Origin of the sequence: Parabacteroides sp. AD58 (genome assembly GCF_023744375.2) — a bacterium.
GTDB classification, from domain to species: Bacteria; Bacteroidota; Bacteroidia; order Bacteroidales; family Tannerellaceae; genus Parabacteroides; species Parabacteroides absconsus.
In genome coordinates, this window is the sequence record NZ_CP146284.1 from 78,887 (window position 1) to 104,218 (window position 25,332).

General features: G+C 40.7%; 23 protein-coding genes. 19 read left to right on the plus strand and 4 right to left on the minus strand.

The features are described from left to right. The first annotated feature begins 352 nt into the window (after nucleotides 1-352). The 11 genes from NEE14_RS00320 to NEE14_RS00370 all read left to right on the plus strand — a co-directional run bounded on the left by NEE14_RS00320 (nucleotide 353) and on the right by NEE14_RS00370 (nucleotide 12,231). On the plus strand, nucleotides 353-940 hold the full coding sequence (locus tag NEE14_RS00320) for a nucleotide exchange factor GrpE (protein ID WP_251966284.1): 588 nt from the start codon (nucleotides 353-355) through the stop codon (nucleotides 938-940). 15 nt (nucleotides 941-955) lie between these two features. Next, nucleotides 956-2,110 carry a molecular chaperone DnaJ gene (gene dnaJ / locus NEE14_RS00325; RefSeq protein ID WP_251966285.1) on the plus strand — a complete coding sequence of 385 codons (1,155 nt, stop codon included), beginning with the start codon at nucleotides 956-958 and terminating at the stop codon, nucleotides 2,108-2,110. 265 nt (nucleotides 2,111-2,375) lie between these two features. Next, complete coding sequence (gene mce, locus NEE14_RS00330) at nucleotides 2,376-2,789, plus strand: methylmalonyl-CoA epimerase (RefSeq protein ID WP_251966286.1); 414 nt, start codon at nucleotides 2,376-2,378, stop codon at nucleotides 2,787-2,789. Nucleotides 2,790-2,938: 149 nt separating this feature from the next. Further along, complete coding sequence (locus NEE14_RS00335) at nucleotides 2,939-4,492, plus strand: acyl-CoA carboxylase subunit beta (RefSeq protein ID WP_251966287.1); 1,554 nt, start codon at nucleotides 2,939-2,941, stop codon at nucleotides 4,490-4,492. A gap of 18 nt (nucleotides 4,493-4,510) precedes the next feature. Further along, a complete protein-coding gene (locus tag NEE14_RS00340) occupies nucleotides 4,511-5,410 on the plus strand; it encodes an OadG family transporter subunit (RefSeq protein WP_251966288.1) in 900 nt (299 codons plus the stop codon). Nucleotides 5,411-5,435: 25 nt separating this feature from the next. Continuing rightward, a complete protein-coding gene (locus NEE14_RS00345; RefSeq protein ID WP_251966289.1) occupies nucleotides 5,436-5,867 on the plus strand; it encodes a biotin/lipoyl-containing protein in 432 nt (143 codons plus the stop codon). Between the two features lie 4 nt (nucleotides 5,868-5,871). After that, on the plus strand, nucleotides 5,872-7,065 hold the full coding sequence (locus NEE14_RS00350; RefSeq protein ID WP_251966290.1) for a sodium ion-translocating decarboxylase subunit beta: 1,194 nt from the start codon (nucleotides 5,872-5,874) through the stop codon (nucleotides 7,063-7,065). Nucleotides 7,066-7,284: 219 nt separating this feature from the next. Next, nucleotides 7,285-9,015: a lysine--tRNA ligase gene (lysS, locus tag NEE14_RS00355; protein WP_251966291.1), complete on the plus strand. Its 1,731-nt coding sequence runs from the start codon at nucleotides 7,285-7,287 to the stop codon at nucleotides 9,013-9,015. Between the two features lie 14 nt (nucleotides 9,016-9,029). Then, nucleotides 9,030-10,025 (plus strand): NAD(P)H-dependent glycerol-3-phosphate dehydrogenase, encoded by a 996-nt coding sequence (locus NEE14_RS00360; RefSeq protein WP_251966292.1) that lies wholly within the window; start codon nucleotides 9,030-9,032, stop codon nucleotides 10,023-10,025. Nucleotides 10,026-10,037: 12 nt separating this feature from the next. Next, on the plus strand, nucleotides 10,038-11,384 hold the full coding sequence (locus NEE14_RS00365; protein ID WP_251966293.1) for a glucose-6-phosphate isomerase: 1,347 nt from the start codon (nucleotides 10,038-10,040) through the stop codon (nucleotides 11,382-11,384). A 106-nt stretch (nucleotides 11,385-11,490) separates the two neighbouring features. Continuing rightward, a complete protein-coding gene (locus tag NEE14_RS00370) occupies nucleotides 11,491-12,231 on the plus strand; it encodes an HAD family hydrolase (RefSeq protein ID WP_251966294.1) in 741 nt (246 codons plus the stop codon). 55 nt (nucleotides 12,232-12,286) lie between these two features. Here NEE14_RS00370 and NEE14_RS00375 read toward each other — a convergent pair whose 3' ends face one another. Further along, a complete protein-coding gene (locus tag NEE14_RS00375) occupies nucleotides 12,287-13,186 on the minus strand; it encodes a sugar phosphate isomerase/epimerase family protein (protein WP_251966295.1) in 900 nt (299 codons plus the stop codon). A 171-nt stretch (nucleotides 13,187-13,357) separates the two neighbouring features. Continuing rightward, on the minus strand, nucleotides 13,358-13,858 hold the full coding sequence (locus NEE14_RS00380) for a DUF4251 domain-containing protein (protein ID WP_251966296.1): 501 nt from the start codon (nucleotides 13,856-13,858) through the stop codon (nucleotides 13,358-13,360). Nucleotides 13,859-13,973: 115 nt separating this feature from the next. On the opposite strand from NEE14_RS00380, the gene NEE14_RS00385 reads away from it, so the two are divergent. Continuing rightward, on the plus strand, nucleotides 13,974-14,897 hold the full coding sequence (locus NEE14_RS00385; RefSeq protein ID WP_251966297.1) for a TIGR01212 family radical SAM protein: 924 nt from the start codon (nucleotides 13,974-13,976) through the stop codon (nucleotides 14,895-14,897). A gap of 25 nt (nucleotides 14,898-14,922) precedes the next feature. Here the strand turns inward: NEE14_RS00385 and NEE14_RS00390 are convergent, their stop codons facing one another. Further along, the gene (locus NEE14_RS00390) at nucleotides 14,923-15,903 is read right to left on the minus strand and encodes an alpha/beta hydrolase family protein (protein WP_251966298.1); all 981 of its coding nucleotides are present in this window, start codon (nucleotides 15,901-15,903) and stop codon (nucleotides 14,923-14,925) included. 122 nt (nucleotides 15,904-16,025) lie between these two features. On the opposite strand from NEE14_RS00390, the gene NEE14_RS00395 reads away from it, so the two are divergent. The 3 genes from NEE14_RS00395 to NEE14_RS00405 all read left to right on the plus strand — a co-directional run bounded on the left by NEE14_RS00395 (nucleotide 16,026) and on the right by NEE14_RS00405 (nucleotide 20,533). After that, entirely contained in the window at nucleotides 16,026-18,707 is a 2,682-nt protein-coding gene (locus NEE14_RS00395) for a calcium-translocating P-type ATPase, PMCA-type (RefSeq protein ID WP_251966350.1), read from the plus strand. A gap of 65 nt (nucleotides 18,708-18,772) precedes the next feature. Beyond that, entirely contained in the window at nucleotides 18,773-19,486 is a 714-nt protein-coding gene (gene tsaB, locus NEE14_RS00400) for a tRNA (adenosine(37)-N6)-threonylcarbamoyltransferase complex dimerization subunit type 1 TsaB (protein ID WP_251966299.1), read from the plus strand. 9 nt (nucleotides 19,487-19,495) lie between these two features. Further along, nucleotides 19,496-20,533: a DUF3810 domain-containing protein gene (locus NEE14_RS00405; protein WP_251966300.1), complete on the plus strand. Its 1,038-nt coding sequence runs from the start codon at nucleotides 19,496-19,498 to the stop codon at nucleotides 20,531-20,533. Nucleotides 20,534-20,723: 190 nt separating this feature from the next. Here the strand turns inward: NEE14_RS00405 and mutY are convergent, their stop codons facing one another. Then, nucleotides 20,724-21,800, minus strand: coding sequence for an A/G-specific adenine glycosylase (gene mutY / locus NEE14_RS00410; protein WP_251966301.1), 1,077 nt, complete (start codon nucleotides 21,798-21,800; stop codon nucleotides 20,724-20,726). Between the two features lie 185 nt (nucleotides 21,801-21,985). On the opposite strand from mutY, the gene NEE14_RS00415 reads away from it, so the two are divergent. The 4 genes from NEE14_RS00415 to NEE14_RS00430 all read left to right on the plus strand — a co-directional run bounded on the left by NEE14_RS00415 (nucleotide 21,986) and on the right by NEE14_RS00430 (nucleotide 25,207). Beyond that, nucleotides 21,986-22,258 (plus strand): HU family DNA-binding protein, encoded by a 273-nt coding sequence (locus NEE14_RS00415; protein WP_022457004.1) that lies wholly within the window; start codon nucleotides 21,986-21,988, stop codon nucleotides 22,256-22,258. A 224-nt stretch (nucleotides 22,259-22,482) separates the two neighbouring features. Further along, a complete protein-coding gene (locus NEE14_RS00420; RefSeq protein ID WP_251966302.1) occupies nucleotides 22,483-24,057 on the plus strand; it encodes an Rne/Rng family ribonuclease in 1,575 nt (524 codons plus the stop codon). A gap of 151 nt (nucleotides 24,058-24,208) precedes the next feature. Next, a complete protein-coding gene (locus tag NEE14_RS00425) occupies nucleotides 24,209-24,481 on the plus strand; it encodes a hypothetical protein (protein WP_338578755.1) in 273 nt (90 codons plus the stop codon). Between the two features lie 12 nt (nucleotides 24,482-24,493). Next, nucleotides 24,494-25,207, plus strand: a complete 714-nt coding sequence (locus NEE14_RS00430; protein WP_251966303.1) for a DNA-binding domain-containing protein — start codon at nucleotides 24,494-24,496, stop codon at nucleotides 25,205-25,207. The last annotated feature ends 125 nt before the right edge of the window (nucleotides 25,208-25,332 follow it).

Sequence of the window (25,332 nt, forward strand, 5' to 3'; positions counted from 1 at the left end):
GGAGACGAAATAATAAATTTTATCTTGCTTACAGGTCACTTTTTTTTATGCTTTAGCCATTAAAACAGTTCCATTTTGGTTCTCGTTGGTTTTAAATTCATTTCTCGTTTATTTTAATTTTATTTCTCGTTATTTTTGCAACTGCTTTATTACTCTTGTCCTTTTATTTATTTTGAGATAAAGGAAAGCTGGAAGCATATAATAATTGAAGAGAAAATAAAAGAAGATTTTGGCAACCTTTTTGTATCTATAAAGAGTAGTATACAAAGAAATGTAGATATTAAAAAGCCAATAACTGAAAAACTTGTCTTGTATACAAATGATAATAGGTTGGAAATAAATATATTATAATATGAGCAATAAGCATTTTGAAGAGAAGAAAAATTCTTCGGAAAAAGAAAATCAAGAAGTTGTGACAGAAGAAACGACAAATTTGCAGGAAGAAAAGGCAAATTTGTCAGAAAAAGTTGATGAAGCAGACAAAGTGTCTGCTGAATTAGCCGAGTTACAAAAGAAATATGATGAGTTAAATAATTCTCATTTGCGTTTAAGAGCTGAATTTGACAATTATCGGAAACGTACTTTGCGTGAAAAAAGCGAATTGATTAAAAATGGAGGAGAAAATGCCTTGACTCAATTGCTTCCTGTTGTTGATGATTTTGAACGTGCTTTACAAAATATCCATAAAGCAGAAGACTTGGCAGGAGTAGCCGAAGGCGTTGATTTAATATATAACAAGTTCATTTCCTATTTAACGAGCCAGGGAGTAAAAGCTTTGGAAGTAGTTGGCAAGCCTTTTAATATAGATCAGAGTGAGGCAATCGCTACGATCCCTGCCCCGGAAGAAGGATTGAAAGGTAAAGTGCTGGATTGTGTCCAGACAGGATATATGTTAAATGAAAAAGTGATTCGTCACGCAAAAGTTGTCGTAGGAGAATAATAATAGTTTACCAAAATGGCGAAGAGAGATTATTACGAAGTGCTGGGTGTAGACAAAAATGCATCTGAAGAAGAAATAAAGAAGGCTTATCGTAAAAAAGCAATTCAATATCACCCTGATAAAAATCCGGGGGATAAAGAAGCTGAAGAAAAGTTTAAAGAAGCGGCTGAGGCCTATGATGTGTTGAGCGATCCTCAAAAACGTCAGCGTTATGATCAGTTTGGTCATGCGGGAGTTGGTGGTGCATCTCAATCTGGAGGTTTCGGTGGAGGAATGTCTATGGAAGATATTTTCTCACAGTTCGGAGATATTTTTGGAGGTCATTTCGGTAGTTTTGGTGGCTTTGGTGGCTTTGGCGGACAGCGTGGTGGCCGTCGGGTAAATCGGGGTTCTGATTTGCGTGTTAAGGTTAAACTTTCCTTGAAAGATATTGCTACAGGAGTAGAAAAGAAAATCAAGGTAAAGAAATACGTAGCTTGTTCACATTGTCATGGCACCGGTGCAGAAGGTAGTGACGGAACAAAGACTTGTGATACGTGCAAAGGCTCGGGTGTTGTAACAAGAATTGCCAATACCATTTTGGGACAAATGCAGACACAAACCACTTGCCCTACTTGTGGAGGTGAAGGTAAGGTTATTGTGAAGAAATGTACAAACTGTAATGGTGAAGGAATTGTCCGGGATGAGGAAGTCATAACGATTAATATTCCTGCAGGTGTTGCAGAAGGCATGCAGCTTTCTATGAATGGAAAGGGAAATGCAGCCAGACATGGAGGTATTAATGGTGATTTGTTGATTTTGGTGGAAGAAGAGCCTCATCCAGAATTGTTACGTGATGAAAACGATTTGATCTATAATTTGCTGTTGAGTTTTCCTCAGGCTGCTTTAGGAGGTTCGGTGGAAGTTCCTACGGTTGATGGAAAAGTAAAAGTAAAAATCGATCCAGGTACACAACCGGGTAAGGTTTTAAGATTACGGAACAAGGGGCTTCCTTCAGTAAATGGTTATGGAACGGGTGATTTATTGGTGAATGTCAGTGTATATGTTCCAGAAAATCTCTCTCAGTCAGAAAAAGATACGTTGAACGGCTTAGAAAATTCTCCTAATTTTCAGCCGAACAAAACCATGAAAGAAAAGTTCTTTGATAAATTCAGACGACTTTTTAATTAATAGGACTATACGTTAATTGGGAATAAGCCAAGTCTTTATAATCGCAATTCTCTTTATTATAAAAAAGAGAGAAAGAGCGATAAAAGACTTGGCTTATTTTGTTATGGAGCTTAAGAAAGGGGTAAACATATTAAATATTCCACTTTGAATTACTTTTTCATGATAAATATTAAAAAAAATCCCTCTACTTTCCAAAAAGAAGTGTACCTTTGCCCTAAAGGATCATGAAAACCTGAAAAATATAAACTAATAAATTCTAAACACAATGGAACTTACACACATTGAACACTTAGGAATTGCTGTTAAGAGCATTGAAGCATGTCTTCCGTATTACGAACAGGTATTAGGATTGAAATGCTATAGTATTGAAGAAGTAGCTGATCAGAAAGTTAAGACAGCTTTCTTTAAAATTGGACAAACAAAAATTGAATTACTGGAACCGACAAGCGAAGATAGTACAATCGCTAAGTTTATTGAGAAAAAAGGTGAGGGCATTCATCACATTGCTTTTGCAACACCAGACGTTCAGGCTTGTTTAAATGAAGCTGAATCAAAAGGAATCCGCTTGATTGATAAGGCTCCTCGTCGTGGTGCTGAAGGTTTGGATATTGCATTCCTGCATCCGAAATCAACTTGTAGTGTATTAACTGAGCTTTGTATGCCAGGTAAAAAGGACTAAACTGTTGAAAAAAGTTAGGAGATAAAAATGAGGGAGTGAGAGAAAAATTAGGAATATCTCGAAAACATAATGTATACCTCATTTTTAACTTCTAACTTTTCTTTTATAATTAAAATAGGTAATCATTACTAACAACAAATCAAAATACAATGAGTAATCAGCTTGAAAAAGTAAAAGAGCTTATCGCTCTGCGTGAACAGGCACGTCTGGGTGGTGGTGAAAAAAGAATTGAGTCACAACATAAGAAAGGTAAGTACACAGCCCGTGAACGTATCTCTATGTTGCTGGATGAAGGTAGCTTCGAAGAAATTGATATGTTCGTTAAGCACCGTTGTACTAATTTTGGAATCGACAAGACAAAATTCTTGGGTGATGGTATCGTAACTGGTTATGGAACGATCGATGGCCGTCTGGTTTATGTATATGCACAGGACTTTACCGTATTCGGTGGTGCTTTGTCTGAAATGTTGGCTTTGAAGATCTGTAAGATTATGGATCAGGCTATGAAGATGGGTGCTCCTGTTATCGGTTTGAATGATTCGGGTGGTGCTCGTATTCAGGAAGGTGTAAACGCTTTGGCTGGTTATGCTGAGATTTTCCAGCGTAATATCTTGGCTTCTGGTGTTATTCCGCAGATCTCTGGTATTTTTGGTCCTTGTGCCGGTGGTGCTGTTTATTCTCCAGCATTGACAGACTTCAACATCATGACACGCGGAACCAGCTATATGTTCTTAACCGGACCGAAAGTTGTTAAGACTGTAACCGGTGAAGATGTTACACAGGAACAGTTAGGTGGTGCTAGTGTTCACTCAACGAAGTCGGGTGTTGCTCATTTCGCTGTAGATACAGAAGAAGACGGTTTGAAGTTGATCCGTCAATTGTTGAGCTATTTGCCTCAGAATAATATGGAAGAAACGCCGTTGGTAGAATGTAAAGATCCGATAGATCGTTTGGATGACAATTTGAATGAAATTATACCGGATAATCCTAACCAGGCATATGATATGTATGAAGTAATCGGTACTATTATTGATAATGGAGAATTCCTTGAAGTTCATGCCGATTATGCTAAGAATATTATTGTTGGTTTCGCCCGCTTTAACGGACAGGCTGTAGGTATTGTAGCTAACCAGCCAAAAGTAATGGCAGGATGTTTGGACAGCAATGCTTCTCGTAAGGCTGGCCGTTTTGTTCGTTTCTGTGATGCTTTCAATATTCCATTGGTTACATTGGTTGATGTTCCAGGATTTTTGCCAGGTACAGGTCAGGAATATAACGGTGTTATTCTGCATGGTGCTAAATTGTTGTATGCTTACGGTGAAGCTACTGTACCTAAAGTAACAGTTACATTGCGTAAGTCTTACGGTGGTGCTTATTGCGTGATGAGCTCTAAACATTTGCGTGGTGATATGAACTATGCATGGCCGACTGCAGAAATTGCCGTAATGGGTCCGAGCGGAGCTGTTGAAATTATCTTTGCGAAAGAAGTGGCTGCAGCTGAAGATCCGAAGGCTTGTGCTGCTGAAAAAGAAGCTGAATACAAGAAAGCATTCGCTAACCCGTACAATGCGGCACAGTATGGTTATATTGATGATGTTATTGAACCGCGTAATACTCGTTTCCGCATCATTCGTGCATTGCAGCAGTTGCAGACAAAGAAGTTGAGCAACCCGGCTAAGAAACATGATAACCTGCCTCTGTAATTTAAAAAAAGTAAGCGTATGACGAATAAAAAATTCGGGGCTTTGTTGCTGTTATTGTTCCTATTTACTTTTGGGGCTAAAGCACAGCTAACAACTTCCGTTAAAATCAATGAAGTGCTGGTCATTAACGAAGATAATTTTGTTGATGACTACGGTAAACGTCACCCTTGGATTGAGTTGTACAACAACTCGGCGGGAACTGTTGACTTAAGAGGTTGTTTTTTGACGAATGATAAGAATAACCCAAAGAAATACATGATTCCAAAGGGCGATGTATTGACGAAGATCGCGCCTTATCAACATACTTTGTTTTGGGCAGATGATCAACCGACCCGTGGAACTTTCCATGTTAATTTTACATTAGATCCGGACAAGGATAATTACATTGCTTTGTATGATGCCGATGGTACTACTCTGATTGATGAAGTAGTCGTTCCTGCAGGCCAGAAGCCAGATGTCAGCTATGGTCTTGATATGGATGGTAAAGGTAAGTGGATGGTTTTGGATAAAGTAACTCCGAGTACCAATAATGTTACATTAGATAGTAATGAAAAAGTAGAAAACTTCCAGAGAAATGACTCTTGGGGTATTGGTATGACTATTACGGCTATGGCTGTTGTATTCTTGGGCCTCATCGTTCTGTACTTGGTATTCAAACAGATTGGTAAAGCTGCTATCAGAGCTAGTCAACGTAATGCACAGAAGGCTGCTGCAGCTAGTGGTACTAAAGTATCTGCTAATGCTGGTCAGGAATCAGGTGAAATCTTTGCTGCTATTTCGATGGCTCTGTATGAATTGAGCGATGATAATCATGATATCGAAAATACAGTATTGACCATCCGTAAAGTTCAACGTAGTTATTCACCATGGAGTTCTAAGATTTATAGTTTACGTCAGACTCCGGTTGTTAAAAAGTAATTATCCTTAAAAATCGAATTGAAGAATGAAAAGTTTTAAATATACCATTAACGGTAACGTATATAAAGTGCACATTAACTCAATTGTTGATGATGTTGCAGAAGTAGAAGTAAACGGAACTCCGTATAGCGTTAAAATGGAAAAGCCTGCTAAAAAGCAAATTGTAGCTTTGAAGCGTCCGGCTCAGGCTCCTACTACGGCAGCTGGTGAACCGGTTATCTCTCGTCCGGCTAATGCCAGTGTTGCAGGTGCAGTTAAATCTCCGCTGCCAGGTGTTATCTTGAGCATCGACTGTAAAGTGGGTGATGTAGTGAAGAGAGGTCAGAAGATTTTGGTATTGGAAGCTATGAAGATGGAAAACAATATCAATGCTGATCGCGATGGTAAGATTGTAGAAATTAAAGTAAACAAAGGCGATTCTGTACTGGAAGGTGCTGACCTCGTCGTAATTGGATAATGTTATGTTAGCATCAGTATTATTACAAGCGGCAGGATCGAGTGAAAGTTTTTTGCAATTTTTGGCTGAAAACATTCAGGTGTTCTTGTCTTATACAGGATTTGCGAACGCAACGCCAGGGCATTTTATCATGTTGCTGGTTGGTTTGCTGTTCATCTTCCTGGCTATTAAATATGAATTTGAACCGATGCTTCTGATCCCAATTGGTTTTGGTATTTTGATTGGTAACATTCCTTTTAAAGATGCCGGTTTGCAATTGGGTATTTACGAAGAAGGCTCTGTATTGAATATTTTATATCAAGGAGTAAAACAAGGCTGGTATCCGCCACTAATTTTCTTGGGTATTGGAGCGATGACCGACTTCTCGGCATTGATTTCTAACCCAAAGTTGATGTTGGTAGGTGCTGCAGCTCAGTTCGGTATTTTCGGTGCTTATATCATTGCATTGCAGATGGGATTTGATCCGAGTCAGGCTGGTGCAATCGGTATTATCGGTGGTGCTGATGGTCCGACAGCTATCTTCTTGTCTTCTAAATTAGCTCCAAACTTGATGGGTGCAATTGCGGTTTCTGCATATTCGTATATGGCATTGGTGCCGATTATTCAGCCTCCTTTCATGCGTTTGCTGACAACCCATAAAGAACGTCTGATCCGTATGAAACCGCCGAGAGCCGTTTCACAGACAGAAAAGATCATGTTCCCTGTTGTAGGTTTGTTGTTAACTGCATTCTTGGTTCCTTCAGGTCTGCCTTTGTTGGGAATGTTATTCTTCGGTAATTTGTGTAAGGAAAGTGGTGTAACTCGTCGTTTGGCAGAAACAGCCCGTGGTCCGCTGATTGATGTGATTACAATGTTGCTGGGTATTACAGTAGGTGCTTCTACCCAAGCTACTCAGTTCTTGACCATCAATTCAATCAAGATCTTTGGTTTGGGTGCATTGTCATTCGTAATTGCTACTTGTGCCGGTGTCTTGTTTGTTAAGTTCTTCAATTTATTCTTGAAGGAAGGTAACAAGATCAATCCGTTGATCGGTAACTCGGGTGTATCAGCCGTTCCTGATGCTGCTCGTATTTCTCAGAATGTAGGTTTGGAATATGATCCGAGCAACTATCTGTTGATGCACGCTATGGGACCGAATGTTGCGGGTGTAATTGGTTCGGCAGTAGCAGCTGGTATCTTGTTAGGTTTCTTAGGATAAAATACATACACGTTTTTATCAACTTTTGATAATAAAAGTCCTGGTTATAGCGTTGTCGCGTATAGCCAGGATTTTTTGTTATTCTAGTATCCGTTCGGTGGATTTTAAATATAAAAAAACAGAAGAATTTAGACTTAAAAGCGAAAAGCGCTGCTGTTACATTCTGTTTACCGATATTTTTTCTTATTTTTGCACTGTATTATACAAAATAATAGCGCAATGAATCTATTAGAACTGAGTGAACAGGAAATCATTAGACGTAACAGTATGGAACAGTTGCGTCAGATGGGGATTGAGCCGTATCCCGCAGCAGAGTATGTAACAAATGCTTTTTCTACAGAAATAAAAGAATCATTCAAAGACGATGCAGAACCACGTTCGGTGTGCATTGCCGGGCGAATCATGAGTCGCCGTATCATGGGAAAGGCTTCATTCATGGAATTGCAAGATTCAAAAGGTCGTATTCAGGTGTACATTTCGCGTGATGATATTTGTCCGGATGAGAATAAAGACCTGTATAATATTGTATTTAAAAAATTATTGGACATTGGTGACTTTGTTGGAATTAAGGGATATGTTTTCCGTACACAAATGGGAGAAATCTCTGTTCATGCACAGGAATTGACAGTATTATCAAAATCTTTAAGGCCATTGCCTATTGTAAAATACAAGGATGGTGTTGCTTATGATGGCTTTAATGATCCAGAATTACGTTACCGCCAGCGATATGTAGACTTGGTCGTAAACGAAGGTGTTAAAGATATCTTTATAAAGCGTACAAAGGTATTTAATTCGATGCGTAATTATTTCAACGACCATGGTTATTTGGAAGTCGAAACTCCAATACTTCAATCTATACCGGGTGGAGCAGCAGCTCGTCCTTTCATTACCCATCATAATGCATTAGACATCCCATTATATTTGCGTATTGCGGATGAACTTTATTTGAAGCGCTTAATCGTGGGAGGTTTTGAAGGCGTGTATGAGTTTTCTAAGAATTTCCGTAATGAAGGAATGGATCGTACACATAATCCGGAATTCACTTGTATGGAAATCTATGTTTCCTATAAGGATTACAATTGGATGATGGATTTTACTGAAAAGATGCTCCAGAAGATTTGTATGGATGTCAATGGTACAACGGAAATAAAGATGGGAGACAATATCATCAGCTTCAAGGCTCCATTCAAACGTATTACCATGTTGGATTCAATTAAGGAATTTACGGGTTATGATCTGACAGGAATGGATGAAGACCAGATTCGTGAAGTGTGCAAGAAGCTGAATATGGAAATCGATGAAACAATGGGTAAAGGGAAATTGATTGATGAAATATTTGGTGAGTTCTGTGAGGGCAATTATATCCAACCGACCTTTATTACTGATTATCCAATTGAAATGTCTCCGCTGACAAAGAAACATCGTAAGAATCCGAGTCTTACAGAACGTTTCGAATTGATGGTAAACGGAAAAGAATTGGCTAATGCTTATTCAGAATTAAATGATCCGATTGACCAATACGAACGTTTCCAGGAACAGCTCCGTCTGTCGGAAAAAGGAGATGATGAGGCTATGTTCATTGATCAGGATTTTATTCGTGCTTTGGAATATGGTATGCCTCCTACATCAGGAATGGGAATCGGAATGGATCGTCTGGTTATGTTGATGACGGGGCAGACAACAATTCAGGAAGTATTGTTCTTCCCTCAGATGCGTCCTGAAAAAACGGTGAAAAAAGATGCTGTAGATAAATATACTGCTATTGGAATTGACGCAAATTGGGTTCCTGCTTTGCAAAAGGCCGGTTATGTAACTATTGATACATTAAAAGAAGCCAACCCGAACAAAGTTAGACAAGAATTATGTGAGCTCAATAAGAAATATAAGTTAGGGCTGGAAAATCCAAAGGCGGAAGAAATCGAAGCTTGGATTTCCAACGCTGCCAAATAAAATCTGATACAATAATGAATTTGCCTGGAAAAATTGCAATAATGGGAGGCGGTAGTTGGGCTACCGCCTTAGCCAAGATTGTACTCTCTACTCAAGAGCGTATCAATTGGTATATGCGGCGAGATGATCAGATTCAGGATTTCCTTCAGACAGGTCATAATCCGAGTTATTTGTCTGCCGTAGAATTTGATATTAATCGGATTAATTTCTATTCTGATATTAATCGGACGATTGAAGAGTCAGATACGCTCATCTTTGCTACTCCTTCACCATTCTTAAAACAGCATCTGAAGAAAGTTACGACTTCATTAGAAGATAAGTTTATTGTTTCTGCTATTAAGGGAATTGTGCCGGATGAAAATATGCTGGTAGCTGATTATTTTTCGGAATATTATCATGTTCCTATTAATCATATTGCAGTAATCGGTGGACCGTGTCATGCTGAGGAAATTGCGCTTGAGCGCCTTTCGTATATCACTTTGGCATGTCCAGATATAGATTATGCTTATCAGCTGTCTCCTGTGTTTAAGAATCAATACTTGAGAAATTATTGTTGTAAAGATGTAACGGGCATTGAGTATGCTTCGGTTTTGAAGAATGTATATGCAATTGTAGCAGGCATTTGTCACGGGATGAAATATGGCGATAATTTCTTAGCGGTGTTCATCTGTAATGCTATTGAAGAAATGCGGAATTTTTTGTATGCCGTTCATGGACTTGAGCGGGATATTACTGATTCTGTATATTTGGGAGACTTACTGGTGACTGCTTATTCCCGTTTTAGTCGAAACAGAACCTTTGGGACTATGATAGGAAAAGGTTATTCTGTGAAAACGGCGCAGTTGGAAATGGAAATGATTGCTGAAGGTTATTACGGGACAAAATGTATTCATGAAATTAACGAAAAATATAAAGTCAATATGCCGATATTGGATGCTTTGTATGCGATTTTGTATGAACGGAAATCGCCAATGGTTGTTATTCGGCAGTTGACACAAACTTTTAAATAAATCATTCGCTTTATGAAAAACATTTGCTTGAACTTTGAAAAAGCATTAGGCGTTGTTTCTAAAGAGCAGATTTTTGCACAGGAAGCAACTGTAAACGCTTGTATGGCGACTTTGCACGAGGGTAATGGTGCTGGAAATGATTTCTTGGGATGGTTGCATTTACCTTCTTCTATTACAGAAGCTGAGCTGACTGAAATAGAAAACACTGCTAACATTCTGCGTTCTAAGTGCGAAGTAGTTGTTGCTATTGGTATTGGTGGCAGCTATTTGGGAACTCGTGCAGTTGTTGAGGCTATGAATAATAGTTTTGACTGGTTGCATACGAATGATAGAAAGAATCCGATCTTATTGTATGCAGGTCATAACATTGGAGAAGATTACTTATATGAACTGACAGAAGTATTGAAAGGTAAACAATTTGGTATTATCAATATTTCAAAGTCAGGAACAACTACAGAGCCTGCTATTGCATTCCGTATTTTAAAGAAGCAGTTGGAGGATGCTGTAGGTAAAGAGGAAGCTAAGCATCGTATTGTGGCTATTACTGATGCTCGTAAAGGTGCTTTGCGTACTTTAGCAGATCAGGAAGGTTATAAGACATTTGTTATTCCAGACAATGTAGGTGGTCGTTTCTCTGTTTTGACACCAGTTGGATTATTGCCAATCGCTGTTGCAGGTATTAATATACGAGAATTGGTGGCAGGAGCTGTAGCTATGGAAAAGGCTACTGATCAGAGTGTACCTTTTGCTGAAAACATTTCAGCTCAATATGCAGCCGTTCGTAATGAATTATACAAGAGAGGAAAGAAAATAGAAATCTTGTGTAACTTCCATCCGAAATTGCATTACATTGGTGAATGGTGGAAACAGCTGTATGGTGAAAGTGAAGGAAAAGATGGAAAAGGAATATTCCCGGCAGCTGTAGATTTGACAACCGATTTGCATTCAATGGGTCAGTGGATTCAAGAAGGTGAACGTACCATCTATGAAACGGTTATTTCTGTTGAGAAAGCTAATCATTCAGTAGTAGTTCCGACAGATGAAGCCAATCTGGATGGATTGAATTTCTTGGCTGGTAAGCATGTAGACGAAGTAAATAAAATGGCAGAGTTAGGTACTCAGTTGGCCCATGTAGATGGCGGTGTTCCAAATATAAAGGTGACGATGCCGGAAGTTTCTCCTTATTATATTGGTCAGTTATTCTATTTCTTTGAGAAAGCATGTGGTATCAGTGGCTATATCTTAGGTGTTAATCCGTTTAACCAGCCGGGTGTTGAAGCTTATAAGAAGAACATGTTCGCATTATTGAACAAGCCTGGTTATGAAAAGGAAAGTGAAGCTATTAAAAGCAGATTATAAAAAGATTATTTGATACTGAGATTATATTGGGAATTGCCTGAAAAACATGCGAGGAATTAAGTCTTACGTCTGTTTTTTAGGCAATCCTTTTTATAAAGATATAAACATGGAGTTGGATTTGATAAGGAGAGCCGTGCAGCATTATGAGGAACATGCGGGTTGTAAGCTGAATCCAAAAGCTGTCTTGTTTGATATGGATGGTGTTTTGTATGATTCCATGCGCTTTCATGCACGGGCCTGGAAAGAAGTGGCTGATGCTCATTCGTTGATAAGTTCTGAAGACGATTTTTATATGTACGAGGGCCGTACTGGTTCGAGTACGATAGATGAACTATATTTACGTTCTTTTCACCGAAAGGCAACAGATGAGGAGAAACAGGCAATTTATCGGGAAAAATCGGATTTATTTAATCATTATAATGATGGTGAACCGATGCCGGGTGCCACAGATGTTCTGGAAAAAGTAGGTGCTTATGGTATGCAACGCTTGGTTGTTACCGGTTCCGGGCAGAAAAGTTTGATTGATAAATTAGAGCATACTTATCCGCATTGTTTTTCACAAGACAAGATGGTAACGGCATTTGATGTAAAATATGGAAAGCCTGATCCGGAACCTTATTTGATAGGCTTAGTCAAGGCTGGAGTATCTGCTCATGAAGCTTTTGTCGTTGAGAATGCACCATTGGGTGTTCGTGCCGGAGTTGCGGCTGGAATATTCACAATAGCAGTAAATACAGGCCCATTGTCTGACGAAATTTTATGGAATGAAGGAGCCAATCTGCTTTTTCCTTCCATGGAATCATTGGCTACACATTGGCCATTGTTGATGCAGGCTGTAGGAAAATAAAAAAGGAAGCAGAGAGTTGTCTCTCCACTTCCTTTACATTTGTTTATATAAATGATTATTTCACATAATCAGCTTTATTCAAGAAGTCGTAGCTCTTTTGAACGTCTTCCTGAGGTGTTCCGTCGTAGCGTTCTACTTCTACATACCAGTCTTTCATGCCGTTGGCATATGCTTGTTCAAAGATCGGCTTGAAGTCGATTGTACCACTGGCTCCAATAGCTGTCTCATCTTTAATATGTAATACCGGGAAACGGTTTGGATATTTCTTCATATATTCTACTGGATCTTTTCCTCCTCGTTTTACCCAGTAAACATCCATTTCGAAGAAAATGTGATCTGGACTTGAGTTTTCAAGCATCAGGTCATAAATAGTCTGACCATCGATCTGTTTGAATTCATAATCATGGTTGTGGTAACCGAATTTAATACCGGCACCGGCAGCAGCCAAGCCAATTTGATAGAAGTAGTCACTGAAATATCTCTTCAAATCATCCATGGTTGCTTTTTCGTTGATCGGAGAAACTGGCATAACCATGTATTTCATTCCAGCCTTCTTATGAGCTTCGATAGCTGTATTCCACCAAGACAGGTCTTTGTTCATATCATCACCAATGAAATGAGACAGGTGGGCGCTGGTCGGTTTCATGCCTAAGTCGTTACAAATCTTCTTGAATTCTGCGGGATCTAATCCGTAGATCTTGCCGTCGTCACTGTAACCGGCAGTTTCCAAATTTACATAACCCATTTTGGATACAATTTCCAATACTTTCTGGATACCTAAATCATTGATATCGTCACGCAAAGAATAGAGTTGAAGACCAATGTGTTTTTTTGCTGTTTCACTTGCTGCACTTGAAGCTCCTTTACCGCCGCAAGATGATAATAATTGTGGAGCAACTAAGCCTCCTGCAAGTAACAGAGAAGCCTGCTTTAAAAATTCACGTCTGTTTTGCATAGCACTAAAATTTTGAGTTAAATAATCTGCCTACGAAATTAAGGTTTATATTTCTAAATATAGGCTATTTATGAAATAATTTTTTACTTTTTTCTCATTATTCATGCAAATGTATCAATATGACTTCTATTTTATCTTCCATTAGTGGTTTTTACGTATGTTCATTCAGTCTTATTTATCATTCAGATTCATTTTACCGCTGAAAGATATCGATTGTCTGTTATTGGGCTGAACATAGATTTGGGTTGAGCCATTAGTGAACACGGTTATCCGGAAGGTATAAGAATCTTCTTCATTACGTGTTTTTAATTTGATTTCTGTTGCACCTTTTTTCCCTTCTTTTGATTCGTACTGGCTGATAGGTGCTTGAAAATTCAGTCCTTTGCCACCTCCATAAGGTACATTATAGGCTTCACCGACATATGGAAGGTAAGAAAATATCGAATCGTTCTTGACTTCCAGCGAATAGAGTGTCGTTAAAGCTCTGCTTCTGCCTTTCATAGGTGTCATATAGTCGACATCTATTTTGTAAGTATGTTCATCAAGAGCTTTTTTTATCGTTTGAGCAGTCTGATCATTCTTCTGTTCTTGGGCTGCAGTGGGTTGGGTTAAAACAGCCAGCCCCATTAATATTGCCGTGTACATGATTTGTACAAAATACTTCTTATTCATCTTGACATATATTTATTGGTTAGTATAATCATTTGCTTTATTGTAATAACAAATGAGACAGGTGAAAGTTGGTCCTTTTTGAAACAATTTAGATTTGAAATACTATCTTTGTGTTATGGAAAATAAGAGACCATATAACGAATTCAGTGATTTTTTGAGGAACTGCTTCCCTTGCAAAGTACAAAAAATATCTATTAACGCCGGATTCACGTGCCCGAATCGTGATGGTAGCAAAGGTTGGGGTGGATGTACGTATTGTAATAATCAGACATTTAGTCCGGAATACTGTCATACAGAAAAGACTGTTACGGAGCAATTAGAGGAAGGAGTTCATTTCTTTTCCCGAAAATATCCGGAGATGAAATACCTGGCCTATTTTCAGGCTTATACAAATACCTATGATTCGATAGACGCTCTGAAGAAAAAATATGAAGAGGCTTTGGCTTTTCCGGGTGTTGTGGGACTGATTGTCGGAACTCGTCCTGACTGTATGCCGGATGAATTGCTGGATTATTTTGCAATGCTGTCAAAACGTACATTTGTCATGATTGAATATGGTGTTGAAAGTACGAAGGAGGAAACATTATTGCGCATTAATCGGGGGCATTCTTATCGGGAATCGGAAGAGGCTATTTGTCGGACAGCGGCTTGTGGTATTTTTACCGGTGCTCATTTGATATTAGGATTGCCGGGAGAGAGCAGGGAAGATATCTTGGAACATGCACGACGTATATCTTCTCTACCACTGACAACACTGAAATTACATCAGCTCCAGCTGATCCGGAATACACGGATGGCAAAGGAATATGCAGAAAATCCGTCCGATTTTCATCTTTATACGGTGGACGAGTATATAGATTTGGCGATCGACTTTGTCGAACGGTTGAATCCTGCATTCATTGTGGAGCGATTTGTTTCCCAGTCGCCAAAAGAATTGCTGATCGCACCAGATTGGGGACTGAAAAACTATGAGTTTACTGCCAAGGTCAACAAACGGTTTATGGAACGTAATACTTGGCAGGGGAAATTATATGAGTAAACAAACCAGATCTTTTCTCACCCCTTTACTTCAAATTGTTATTCAGGTAATCCTGTAGTGTAAAATGAGGGTCGGTTATCTCTTCGTTCGGGATTGATTCTTGGGTTTCAATCACCAAAGACTCTTTATGGATGATTTGCCGGGTGATAAAACTCATAACATCATATTGATTACGATGTAGAGGTAAGTCGGCAATTTCATGTCCTGCATTTTCAACAATATGGAATTGATAAGAAGCCTTGGCTGTTTGGAGACTTTCTGCAATGGATTCAGAACCCCAGAGTCCTCCGTAAGGAGCTAGTGTGGCTTGTTGAAATGGTACAATATTATCGGCACGTCCTTGGAACAGGAGCATGGGGCATGGTTTGTTTTTCCAGGTTGGAGCATGACTGTCCAGAATAGCTCCGGCAAAAGAAATAACGCCGGCATATCGGAATGTGTCAGGCAGTTGTCGGGATAATTCAGCTTCATTATACGTATAATAGGCTGCTTGTAAGGCAGTAATGGCTCCGGCGCTCGATCCACAGGCGATGATTTGCTGGGGATTGATTTTCCATGCGTCATGATGGGAAAGAATAAACGATGTCGCACCGTAGAAATCGGTAACTGCCGTGTCAACGGCTTGTTGTAATACCTGCATGAAATCAACAGGCGATTGGATTTCCGATGCTTGCAGATCTTTTAGCTGTGTCCGGTAATCGGTAGAAACAACGACAAAACCTTGCCGTGCCAGAAAGTGGAAAAAGCTAATATAACCTCTGTATGCTTTATCACCTCCTTTAAAACCTCCGCCAAACGCAAATAAAAGAACGGGTTTGTTGGTTGAATCTGTGTAGGCATGAAATTCGTATTTGTCGAGTGACAAGGTGTCTTTTCCCTGAATCGCAAAGATGAAATTTTCTTTGGTAACCTCAGCGGATACCGATTGATTCTTCGATGGTTGTGTCGAAGGGGTACATGCAACCAAAGCAATAATGAACGCAATATATAAACTTAATTTTGTCATGGTAAAAGTGTTACTTGATGTTAATATATAGCAAAGGTATAGAAAAAAGTAAAAGCATGGTCTAACTGATAAATCTTTGTGTATTTTTGTGATTTGTTTTAGTAACCCTTTAATTATGTATGATGGAAAATAAACAGCAATATCAGGGGCTTACTTCTGCACAGGTAGAAGAAAGTCGCCGTTTGCATGGTGAGAATGTACTGACTCCTCCAGAAAAAACTCCTCTCTGGAAGCAGTTCTTGGAAAAGTTTGAAGATCCGATTATCCGTATTTTACTGGTGGCTTGGCTCTTGTCGATGGTGATAGCCGGCGTTCATTGCTGGGGACCTGAAGCAGCGGGCTTCTCTGCTTTCCTGGAGCCACTGGGAATTTTCTTTGCCATAATGTTGGCCAGCTGTGTTGGCTTTTTCTTTGAAGTGAAAGCCAATCGTGCATTTGATATTTTGAATACCGTAAACGATGATATTCTGGTAACCGTTATCCGAAACGGTCATATTACGGAAGTTCCGAGAAAAGAAGTCGTAGTTGGTGATATTGTCATGTTGGGAACAGGTGAAGAGATCCCGGCTGACGGTCATTTGTTGGAAGCCGTTTCTTTGCAGGTCAATGAATCGACGCTGACGGGTGAACCGATGATTGGAAAGACTACCAAAGAGGAAGACTTTGATCCTGAAGCAACGTATCCATCCAATGTGGTTATGCGTGGAACGACGGTTGTAGATGGTCATGGTGTCATGGTAGTTGAACAGGTGGGCGATGCGACCGGTTACGGAAAAGTGTATGAAGGTTCGCAGATTGACAATAATATTGATACGCCGCTTCAGATCCAATTGAAAGGACTGGCGAATGTAATCAGTAAGGCCGGTTATACAATTGCAGTAGTTACGTTTGTTGCATTGACGGCTAAGTTGTTTATCGGTGGTCAGGATTATTCATGGATGGAACTGATTTCTCATCTGCTGAATTTCTTCATGGTGGCTGTTACCCTGATTGTCGTATCAGTTCCCGAAGGCTTGCCGATGAGTGTTACCTTGAGTCTGGCTTTGAGTATGAACCGGATGTTGAAGACGAATAATCTGGTCCGTAAGATGCATGCTTGTGAAACGATGGGAGCAACGACTGTTATCTGTACCGATAAAACCGGTACATTGACGCAGAATCAGATGCAGATTCATGAGACGAAGTTCTATAACTTGCCGGATCAGAAACTGACGGATGATACATTAAGCCGTTTGATCAAGGAAGGTATTTCAGTCAACTCAACGGCCAATCTCGAGCGGGAAGGCGATAAGGTTAAGACGTTGGGTAATCCGACCGAAGCTGCTTTGTTGTTATGGCTGAATGCGCAGGGTGTGGATTACCTGAATATAAGAGAATCGGCATCTGTCGTTAGTCAGCTGACGTTTTCTACCGAAAGAAAATATATGGCTACTGTGGTCGATTCACCGTTGTTGGGTAAAAAGGTCTTGTATGTAAAAGGTGCTCCCGAAATCGTATTGGCCAACTGTAAGCGTGTAGCCATGAATGGTGATTATGTATCAGCAGAAGCTGCGAGACCGATGATTGAAGAACAATTATTGGCTTATCAGAACATGGCGATGCGTACTTTAGGCTTCGCTTATCAGATACTGGAAGATGGAGATAATGAGGCTCCTTATACGAATGGCCGTTTGAATCCAGACCTGAATCTTACTTATTTGGGTATTGTGGCTATTTCAGACCCGGTTCGTTCGGATGTTCCGGCTGCTGTGCAGAGTTGTATCAATGCCGGTATAGCCGTTAAGATCGTTACAGGAGATACGCCGGGAACAGCTCGGGAAATTGGCCGTCAGATTGGCATCTGGAAACCGGAAGATACCGATAGAAATATCATTACCGGTCCGGCTTTCGAAGCCTTGAGCGATGAAGAGGCCTTGAATCGTGTACTCGACCTGAAGATTATGTGCCGGGCTCGTCCAACCGACAAACAGCGTTTGGTTCAGCTGCTGCAACAGAAAGGGGCGGTTGTGGCTGTTACCGGCGACGGAACCAATGATGCTCCGGCTTTGAAAGCGGCACAAGTCGGATTGTCAATGGGTGATGGAACGTCGGTAGCTAAGGAAGCCAGTGATATCACGATCTTGGATAATTCATTCGGAAGTATTACCCGCGCGGTGATGTGGGGCCGTTCGTTGTACCGGAACATCCAGCGTTTCCTTTTGTTCCAGCTGACCATCAATGTGGCTGCCTGCTTGATCGTGTTGTTGGGTTCATTGATTGGAACAGAGTCTCCGCTAACTATTACGCAGATGCTTTGGGTGAATCTGATCATGGATACCTTTGCTGCCGGAGCTTTGGCTTCATTACCGCCGAACGAAAAGGTGATGAAAGACAAGCCTCGTAAGAGTGGAAAAGACGGAGATTTCATTATTACGCGCCCGATGGCTTACCGGATTTTCGGTGTAGGTGCTATATTCGTCGTTATCTTGATGGGCTTGCTGTTGCATTTCCATGCTTCCGAAGGATTGTCGCCGCGTGACTTGTCGTGGTTCTTCACCTTCTTTGTGATGCTGCAGTTCTGGAACATGTTTAATGCGAAAGCCTTTATGGAAGGTGGTTCTGCTTTTGCTCATTTAGGCGAGTGCAAGAGTTTCCTGTTTGTGGCCTTGTTGATTCTGGTCGGACAATACCTGATTGTGACATTTGGCGGACAGATGTTCAACGTCGTTCCTTTGTCGTGGTCAGACTGGGGAATAATCATCGGTTCGTCATCGCTGGTTCTTTGGGTTGGCGAGATTGCCCGGTTGTTCGGCAAGAAATCATAAAGCGTTTAGCGTAATATTAAAAAGGAATGCGTAAGTTTGCATTCCTGAAAATATAAATTAAAGTTATGCCTTGTATTTTACATATTGAGACGTCAACCGATGTCTGTTCTGCTGCTTTGTCGAACGATGGAGTTGTCATTGAGGAAAAGGTTTCCTACGAAGGTCATTCACATGCCACTTTACTGGGTTTGTATGTGGCCGATTGCCTGAAGCGGGCGAAGGAAAGCGGTTTATCATTAGATGCCGTAGCCGTAAGTGCCGGTCCGGGTTCTTATACGGGATTGCGAATTGGAGTTTCGATGGCGAAAGGAATTTGCTTTGGCTTGGGCATTCGTCTGATAAGTGTTCCGACTTTGGAACTGCTGGCTTCTACCGTGATCCGGAATCATTCTGAGAAAGATGCTTTATACTGTGCGATGCTGGATGCACGGCGGATGGAAGTGTATGCCGCCATTTATAATCAGGCTCGGGAACAGGTTCGTGAAGCAAAAGCGGATATTGTCACTGCCAAGACGTATGCGTCCTATCTGCATGAAGGGAAAGTATGTTTCTTCGGTAATGGTTCAGAGAAATGTAAATCGGTGATTGATCATCCGAATGCCGTCTTTATTCCGGATGTGCATCCGGTAGCTGCAGAAATGGTTTCGCTGGCAGAAGAACGATATGCCAAAGACCAGTTTGAAGACGTAGCCTACTTCGAACCTTTCTATCTGAAAGAATTCCAGGCTACGATAGCCAAGAATAAAGTATTAGGCGAAGTACTGCATCCGCATAAATAATAAGCGGATATGAAGAAGATACGAGTCCGCTGGATTATACAGGCTGTTTGTCTGGTGCTGGTCTGGTGCCTGAAACTCTTCCCGAACGGAGGAGAATGGTATGCAACCACCATTTACCCTGTATGCTCCGGCGGACTCGCTTGTTTTTCTTCGTGGTTTCCTTTTTCTCTCAATGATTGGTTTATTTATGGGAGTTTAGCCGGTATCCTGTTATATCTGATTTATGCTATCTGGCGGAAACGTCGGGTAAAACGGGCGCTGGCTCATGTCGCAGCCTATCTGGTATGGGTGTATATTTGGTTTTATGCGGCGTGGGGACTTAATTATTACCGCAGCGATTTTTACCAGCGGACCCAGTTAGAACGCCCCGTCTATTCAGCCGGATTGTTTGAACATTTCTTGCAGGTATATACCGATTCTCTGAATGCCGCCTATTGCCCTGTCGATACAGTGGAAAAAGACAAGGTTGAGGCTGTGCTGAAAGCGGGTTATGCTGCTTTGGATAAGAAATACGGGCTGATTAATCCGCCTGATGATTTGCGCCCGAAACCTATGTTGTTCCCGTCGCTGATGAGTGGAGTAGGCGTGATGGGCTACATCGGTCCGTTCTTCGTCGAATGTCATGTGAGTAAAGACCTGCTTCCGGTTCAGTATGCGTCGACTTGTGCACACGAGATGGCGCATGTCTTGGGCGTTTCCAGCGAAGCTGAAGCTAATTATTACAGCTACCTGATTTGTACGACATCATCCGTCCGGGAGATTCGTTTCTCCGGTTACTTTTCCTTGCTGCCTTACGTTCTTTCCAATGCATATCAGGTTTTGCCGGAATCCGATTTCAAAGCCTGGCAAGAAACACTTCGTCCTGAAATCATCGCCTTATATCGGGAAAAGGCTGATCATTGGCGGGCACTTTATAATCCTTTTTTAGGGGAAATTCAGGACAAGATGTATAACTGGTACCTGAAAGGAAACCGGATTTCTTCTGGTACCGCCAATTATTCCGAAGTGATCAGCTTGATTCTGGCGGCTCAGTCTGCTTCCTTCTAAAACCTGCTGGCTGGTATGGAAACTATAAGTAACGAGAATCAAAAATGATTCCCGGGAGTTTCATTTCTGATCCTCGTTGGTTTTGTCGGAAAAGCCGGCGTGTTTTGTCAAAAAGCCGGCGTAAATTCATCAAAAGCCGGCGTAAATTTGTTCATTTCCTATAGGCTTTTTATATGCTTTCCTGTGTTTTCTATAAATCTAAAGAAATCAAGTATTTATGGATAAGTATAGGAACGGCATACGAGTCCAGCTCTTCCCTGGATATCTGTTGGTAGTTCGATGAGAGATCGCCTGTATGCTCTACTTCGATTTGATAGAATGTCGCATAAAGAGTCTGATGAGACAGGACATGCTTGCGCACCGGAGTAATGGCCTGTACGGTTATGTTCCCGCATCCGTGAAACAGCTTTTCCCATTCTTCCTGCTGAGACAACTCTTCCCATCCGCAAGGCTGTTCGGTTTCGATCAGCGGAAACTGGTACAAGCCTTTCCAGATATCTTCCTCTTGCCTTTTCTGAATCCAGGTAGTTCCCTTATATATAATATATAAATAATGAAAATAGCGGTTGCGTGTTTTGGTCTTTCCTTGCTTTTTAGGAAACGAAGATACGTTCTGTTGCAGGTAAGCCATACATACATCACTGAGCGGACAAGTCGAACAATCCGGGTTCTGCGGAACACATTGCAGGGCGCCCAGCTCCATGATTGCCTGATTATGCAAACCTGCTTCCTTATGGGATAGCAAGGCAGAAGCCAGTTCGGCAAATTCTTTCTTGCCTTGGATGCTGTCGATTGGTGTTTCTATGGCGAAAAGGCGAGACAATACTCGGTAAACATTTCCGTCGACAACAGCGTAGGGTTGATTCCAGGCAAACGATACGATGGCGGCGGCCGTATAGTCGCCGATGCCTTTCAAGGATTTTACTTCCGAATAGTCGGTCGGAAACTTCCCGCCGAATTGCTGCATGATCGTCTTCGCTGCCGTATGCAAATTCCTTGCCCGGCTATAATAACCTAATCCTTGCCAGTATTTCAGGACTTCATCTTCTGATGCTTCCGCCAATGCTTGTACATCCGGAAAGCGGGTAATAAAACGGTTGAAATAATCCAGTCCCTGAGCAACACGGGTTTGTTGCAGAATGATTTCAGAAATCCAGATAATATAAGGATCGGTTGTTTCCCGCCAGGGAAGTATACGGCGATTTATCTGATACCAATGAATCAGTCTTTCACTGATTAAGGGATTGTGATCGGTTATGTTCAGCATGAATGTCTTTTTCTATATAAATTACATAAGTGATTGACATGTGCAAACATACGGATATAATCAGGAATAAGCAGAAATATTTTTCCTAAAAAATGCGATAGAATTACTTTTTCACTTCAAGAAAAAGCTATATATTTGCATTCCAAAAAATTATAAGGTCCAATTAATTAAATAAATTATAAGACATGACGAAAGCAGATATTGTTAGCGAGATTTCAAAAAGTACTGGTATTGATAAACAGACAGTATTGGCAAGCGTTGAATCATTCATGGAAATAGTTAAAGGTTCTTTGGCTAAGAATGAGAACGTTTATTTGAGAGGTTTCGGTAGTTTTATTGTGAAGAAGAGAGCGCAGAAAACTGCTCGTAATATTTCAAAGAATACAACAATTATTATTCCAGAACACAATATTCCTTCATTCAAGCCCGCGAAAACGTTTTTGAACGAAGTAAAATAAATAACATTATACGTTTAATCTTTTAAATTTTTAAAGCGATGCCAAGCGGAAAGAAAAGAAAAAGACATAAAATGTCTACTCACAAGCGTAAAAAAAGACTGAAGAAGAACAGACATAAGAAGAAGTAAGTCTTTTTTGTGTCAAAAGAACAAACTTAATAAGAGACCTTTTAAGTTTGTTCTTTGCTTTTTTTATAAGGTCTCCATTCTTAAATTAAACCTGTAGTGATTAGTGAATTAGTTGTAAATGTTGAACCCCAGGAAATGTCGATCGCTGTTCTGGAAGATAAAAACCTGGTCGAGCTTCAGAAAGAAGCCCGGAATCTTCAGTTTGCAGTGGGCGATATTTATTTAGGCAAGGTGAAAAAGCTGATGCCGGGGTTGAATGCTGCTTTCATTGATGTAGGGTATAAAAAGGATGCATTTCTTCATTATCAAGATTTAGGGTCGAACTTCAATATGCAGCAAAAGTATTTGAAGCAGGTTTTGGCAGATCCCAAAAAGGCTGTTTCGATATCGAAGTTGCAGAATGAACCGGAAATAGAAAAAGACGGAAGCATAGGTGATGTCTTGAAGATCGGACAGGAAGTATTGGTGCAGATAGCCAAGGAACCTATTTCGACAAAAGGCCCGCGCTTAGCTTCTGAATTATCGTTTGCCGGCAGATATATTGTTCTGATTCCTTTCGGCGATAAAGTATCGGTTTCTTCCAAGATCAAAACCGCTGAAGAACGGGCTCGGTTACGTCAGTTAATCCAGAGTATTAAGCCGAAGAATTTTACAGTCATTGTCCGTACTTCTGCCGAAGGACGACGGGTGGCTGAACTCGATCATGAGCTTAGGACATTAGTAAAGAGATGGGAAGAGAGTATTGCCAAGCTTTCAAAAGACAAGATTCCTTCTTTAATCTACGAAGAAACAGGCCGGGCTGTGGCCTTGTTGCGCGATATATATAATCCGTCATTCCAGAATATTTATGTTAACGATCCGGATGTTTATAATAGCATACGGGCTTATGTCAGTCTGATTGCACCCGGAAGCGAGAACATCGTACAGTTATATACTGGCGGATTACCTATCTTTGATAATTTTGCCATTACTAAGCAGATTAAATCTTTATTTGGACGTACAGTTACGTATAAAAGCGGAGCATATCTGGTGATTGACCATACAGAAGCCATGCACGTCATTGATGTGAACAGTGGTAATCGGGCAAAAAGCAGTGACGACCAGGAACAGACTGCCATGGAAGTAAATCTGGCAGCTGCCGATGAGATTGCCCGTCAGTTACGCCTGCGTGATATGGGAGGTATTATCGTAGTCGATTTTATTGATATCCATGATAATGCAAACAAGCAGAAACTTTTTGAGCACATGACGAAGGCTATGGCCAGCGACAGGGCAAAACACAATATTTTGCCGTTAAGTAAATTCTGTTTGATGCAGATCACCCGTCAGCGTGTTCGCCCGGCAATGGATGTAGAAACCTCTGAAACATGTCCCGCCTGTTTTGGCACTGGTACCGTGAAATCCTCTATTTTGTTTACGGATAGTCTGGAAGGGAAAATTGATTGCCTCGTAAACAAACATCATTTGAAGAAATTCACCCTGCATATCCATCCTTATGTAGCAGCTTATGTCAATAAAGGGCTGTTCCCTTTAAGCTGGCAGTGGAAGATGAAATATACGCACGGACTAAAGATTGTCCCAAACCAAAGTCTTGCATTCTTGGAATATAAGTTTTTCGATGAGAATAACAATGAATTGGATATGAAAGAAGCGCAGGAAGTCAAAGTCTGATCGTTTCTTTTATTGTACGAAATAAACGCCGGTAAATCCCGTTGCAGGATTTATCGGCGTTTTACTTTTTTGTAATAATTTTAATGGATATTTTTATCTGTAAAAAGAAATCATTATATTTGCGGATAATTAACACAAATAAGAAGAGTAAATGCTTTTGAACTACACATATTATGAATTGACTATTTTTACCACTAAAAATTTGGCGGTTTGGGATAATTGTGTAGCAAGCAAGCAAGCAAGCAAGCAAGCAAGCAAGCAAGCAAGCAAGCAAGCAAGCAAGCAAGCAAGCAAGCAAGCAAGCAAGCAAGCATATTGGTCTATAATAAAATTTTTTCGAGCGAAAGGGCGGCTGCTATTGTTGCCATGGGATTTATCCCGTGCAAACAATAGCAGCCGCCCTTTCGCTTTTTTATTCACTTAATATTCAACCATTATGAGTAATGTTTTGAAAGGTTGGTTGGCAGACAATGCCGTGACTACCGACAATAAGGATGATAAAATCCTGGTACTGGAATCTGCGGGAAATCTGACGGAAAAGGAAATTATGGAACGGATGATGAAAGAAATCACAGGTTTGAAAGAAGAAACCCTCAGCCACGCCGTAACCCTTTACAACCGTATTATTATGGAAAGCCTGTTGAATGGCTATACGGTTAATACCGGATTATTTTATGCTTCTCCTTCTTTTCAAGGAGTTATTGATGGAGGTGTTTGGAATAAAGAAAAGAACAGTATCCGTGTGAATTTCCAGCAAGGTAAGACGTTACGTGAAGAAATTGCCAAAACAAAGGTAGATATCCTCGGTGAAAAGGCGGATATCATGTATGTGCTGGAAGTGGAAGACAAGAAGACGGGTTTAAAAGATGGTACTGTCTCTCCGGGTTTTGGTGTCATTATCCGTGGGCGGAACTTGAAGATTGCAGGCTCCGATGAATCGGTGGGTATTTATCTCATTAACGACCAATCTTCTGAAGAGAAGTTGCCGGATTACCAGATCATCCGAAACATGCCGTCCGAACTGACCATCCAAATCCCAACCGGTTTGCTGACGGGTACTTATACCTTGCGTATCACGACGCAGTTTAGTGCAGGAAAGAATAGTCTGAAAACGCCTCGTAGTTTGGATATCCAGGTTAATTTGGTTTAGGTAGTTTATAAGGAAACTTATGTATAAGTGTGTTGGTCCCACCAGCGTTAGTGGGACAGGCACACTAGGATAGGTGGTCAGGACACACCAGCTCTGGTGGGTGAGACACACCAAGACGGAATTTT

Excerpts from the sequence above, each read along its gene's own strand:
- NEE14_RS00380 (WP_251966296.1), bottom strand. The coding sequence starts at position 13,858 with ATGAATAAGAAGTATTTTGTACAAATCATGTACACGGCAATATTAATG.
- NEE14_RS00425 (WP_338578755.1), top strand. The coding sequence starts at position 24,209 with ATGCTTTTGAACTACACATATTATGAATTGACTATTTTTACCACTAAA.
- NEE14_RS00370 (WP_251966294.1), top strand. The coding sequence starts at position 11,491 with ATGGAGTTGGATTTGATAAGGAGAGCCGTGCAGCATTATGAGGAACAT.
- NEE14_RS00340 (WP_251966288.1), top strand. The coding sequence starts at position 4,511 with ATGACGAATAAAAAATTCGGGGCTTTGTTGCTGTTATTGTTCCTATTT.
- NEE14_RS00350 (WP_251966290.1), top strand. The coding sequence starts at position 5,872 with ATGTTAGCATCAGTATTATTACAAGCGGCAGGATCGAGTGAAAGTTTT.
- NEE14_RS00385 (WP_251966297.1), top strand. The coding sequence starts at position 13,974 with ATGGAAAATAAGAGACCATATAACGAATTCAGTGATTTTTTGAGGAAC.
- mutY (WP_251966301.1), bottom strand. The coding sequence starts at position 21,800 with ATGCTGAACATAACCGATCACAATCCCTTAATCAGTGAAAGACTGATT.
- NEE14_RS00335 (WP_251966287.1), top strand. The coding sequence starts at position 2,939 with ATGAGTAATCAGCTTGAAAAAGTAAAAGAGCTTATCGCTCTGCGTGAA.
- dnaJ (WP_251966285.1), top strand. The coding sequence starts at position 956 with ATGGCGAAGAGAGATTATTACGAAGTGCTGGGTGTAGACAAAAATGCA.
- NEE14_RS00395 (WP_251966350.1), top strand. The coding sequence starts at position 16,026 with ATGGAAAATAAACAGCAATATCAGGGGCTTACTTCTGCACAGGTAGAA.
- NEE14_RS00375 (WP_251966295.1), bottom strand. The coding sequence starts at position 13,186 with ATGCAAAACAGACGTGAATTTTTAAAGCAGGCTTCTCTGTTACTTGCA.
- NEE14_RS00390 (WP_251966298.1), bottom strand. The coding sequence starts at position 15,903 with ATGACAAAATTAAGTTTATATATTGCGTTCATTATTGCTTTGGTTGCA.
- lysS (WP_251966291.1), top strand. The coding sequence starts at position 7,285 with ATGAATCTATTAGAACTGAGTGAACAGGAAATCATTAGACGTAACAGT.
- NEE14_RS00415 (WP_022457004.1), top strand. The coding sequence starts at position 21,986 with ATGACGAAAGCAGATATTGTTAGCGAGATTTCAAAAAGTACTGGTATT.
- NEE14_RS00345 (WP_251966289.1), top strand. The coding sequence starts at position 5,436 with ATGAAAAGTTTTAAATATACCATTAACGGTAACGTATATAAAGTGCAC.
- NEE14_RS00405 (WP_251966300.1), top strand. The coding sequence starts at position 19,496 with ATGAAGAAGATACGAGTCCGCTGGATTATACAGGCTGTTTGTCTGGTG.
- NEE14_RS00430 (WP_251966303.1), top strand. The coding sequence starts at position 24,494 with ATGAGTAATGTTTTGAAAGGTTGGTTGGCAGACAATGCCGTGACTACC.
- NEE14_RS00320 (WP_251966284.1), top strand. The coding sequence starts at position 353 with ATGAGCAATAAGCATTTTGAAGAGAAGAAAAATTCTTCGGAAAAAGAA.
- tsaB (WP_251966299.1), top strand. The coding sequence starts at position 18,773 with ATGCCTTGTATTTTACATATTGAGACGTCAACCGATGTCTGTTCTGCT.
- NEE14_RS00365 (WP_251966293.1), top strand. The coding sequence starts at position 10,038 with ATGAAAAACATTTGCTTGAACTTTGAAAAAGCATTAGGCGTTGTTTCT.
- NEE14_RS00360 (WP_251966292.1), top strand. The coding sequence starts at position 9,030 with ATGAATTTGCCTGGAAAAATTGCAATAATGGGAGGCGGTAGTTGGGCT.
- mce (WP_251966286.1), top strand. The coding sequence starts at position 2,376 with ATGGAACTTACACACATTGAACACTTAGGAATTGCTGTTAAGAGCATT.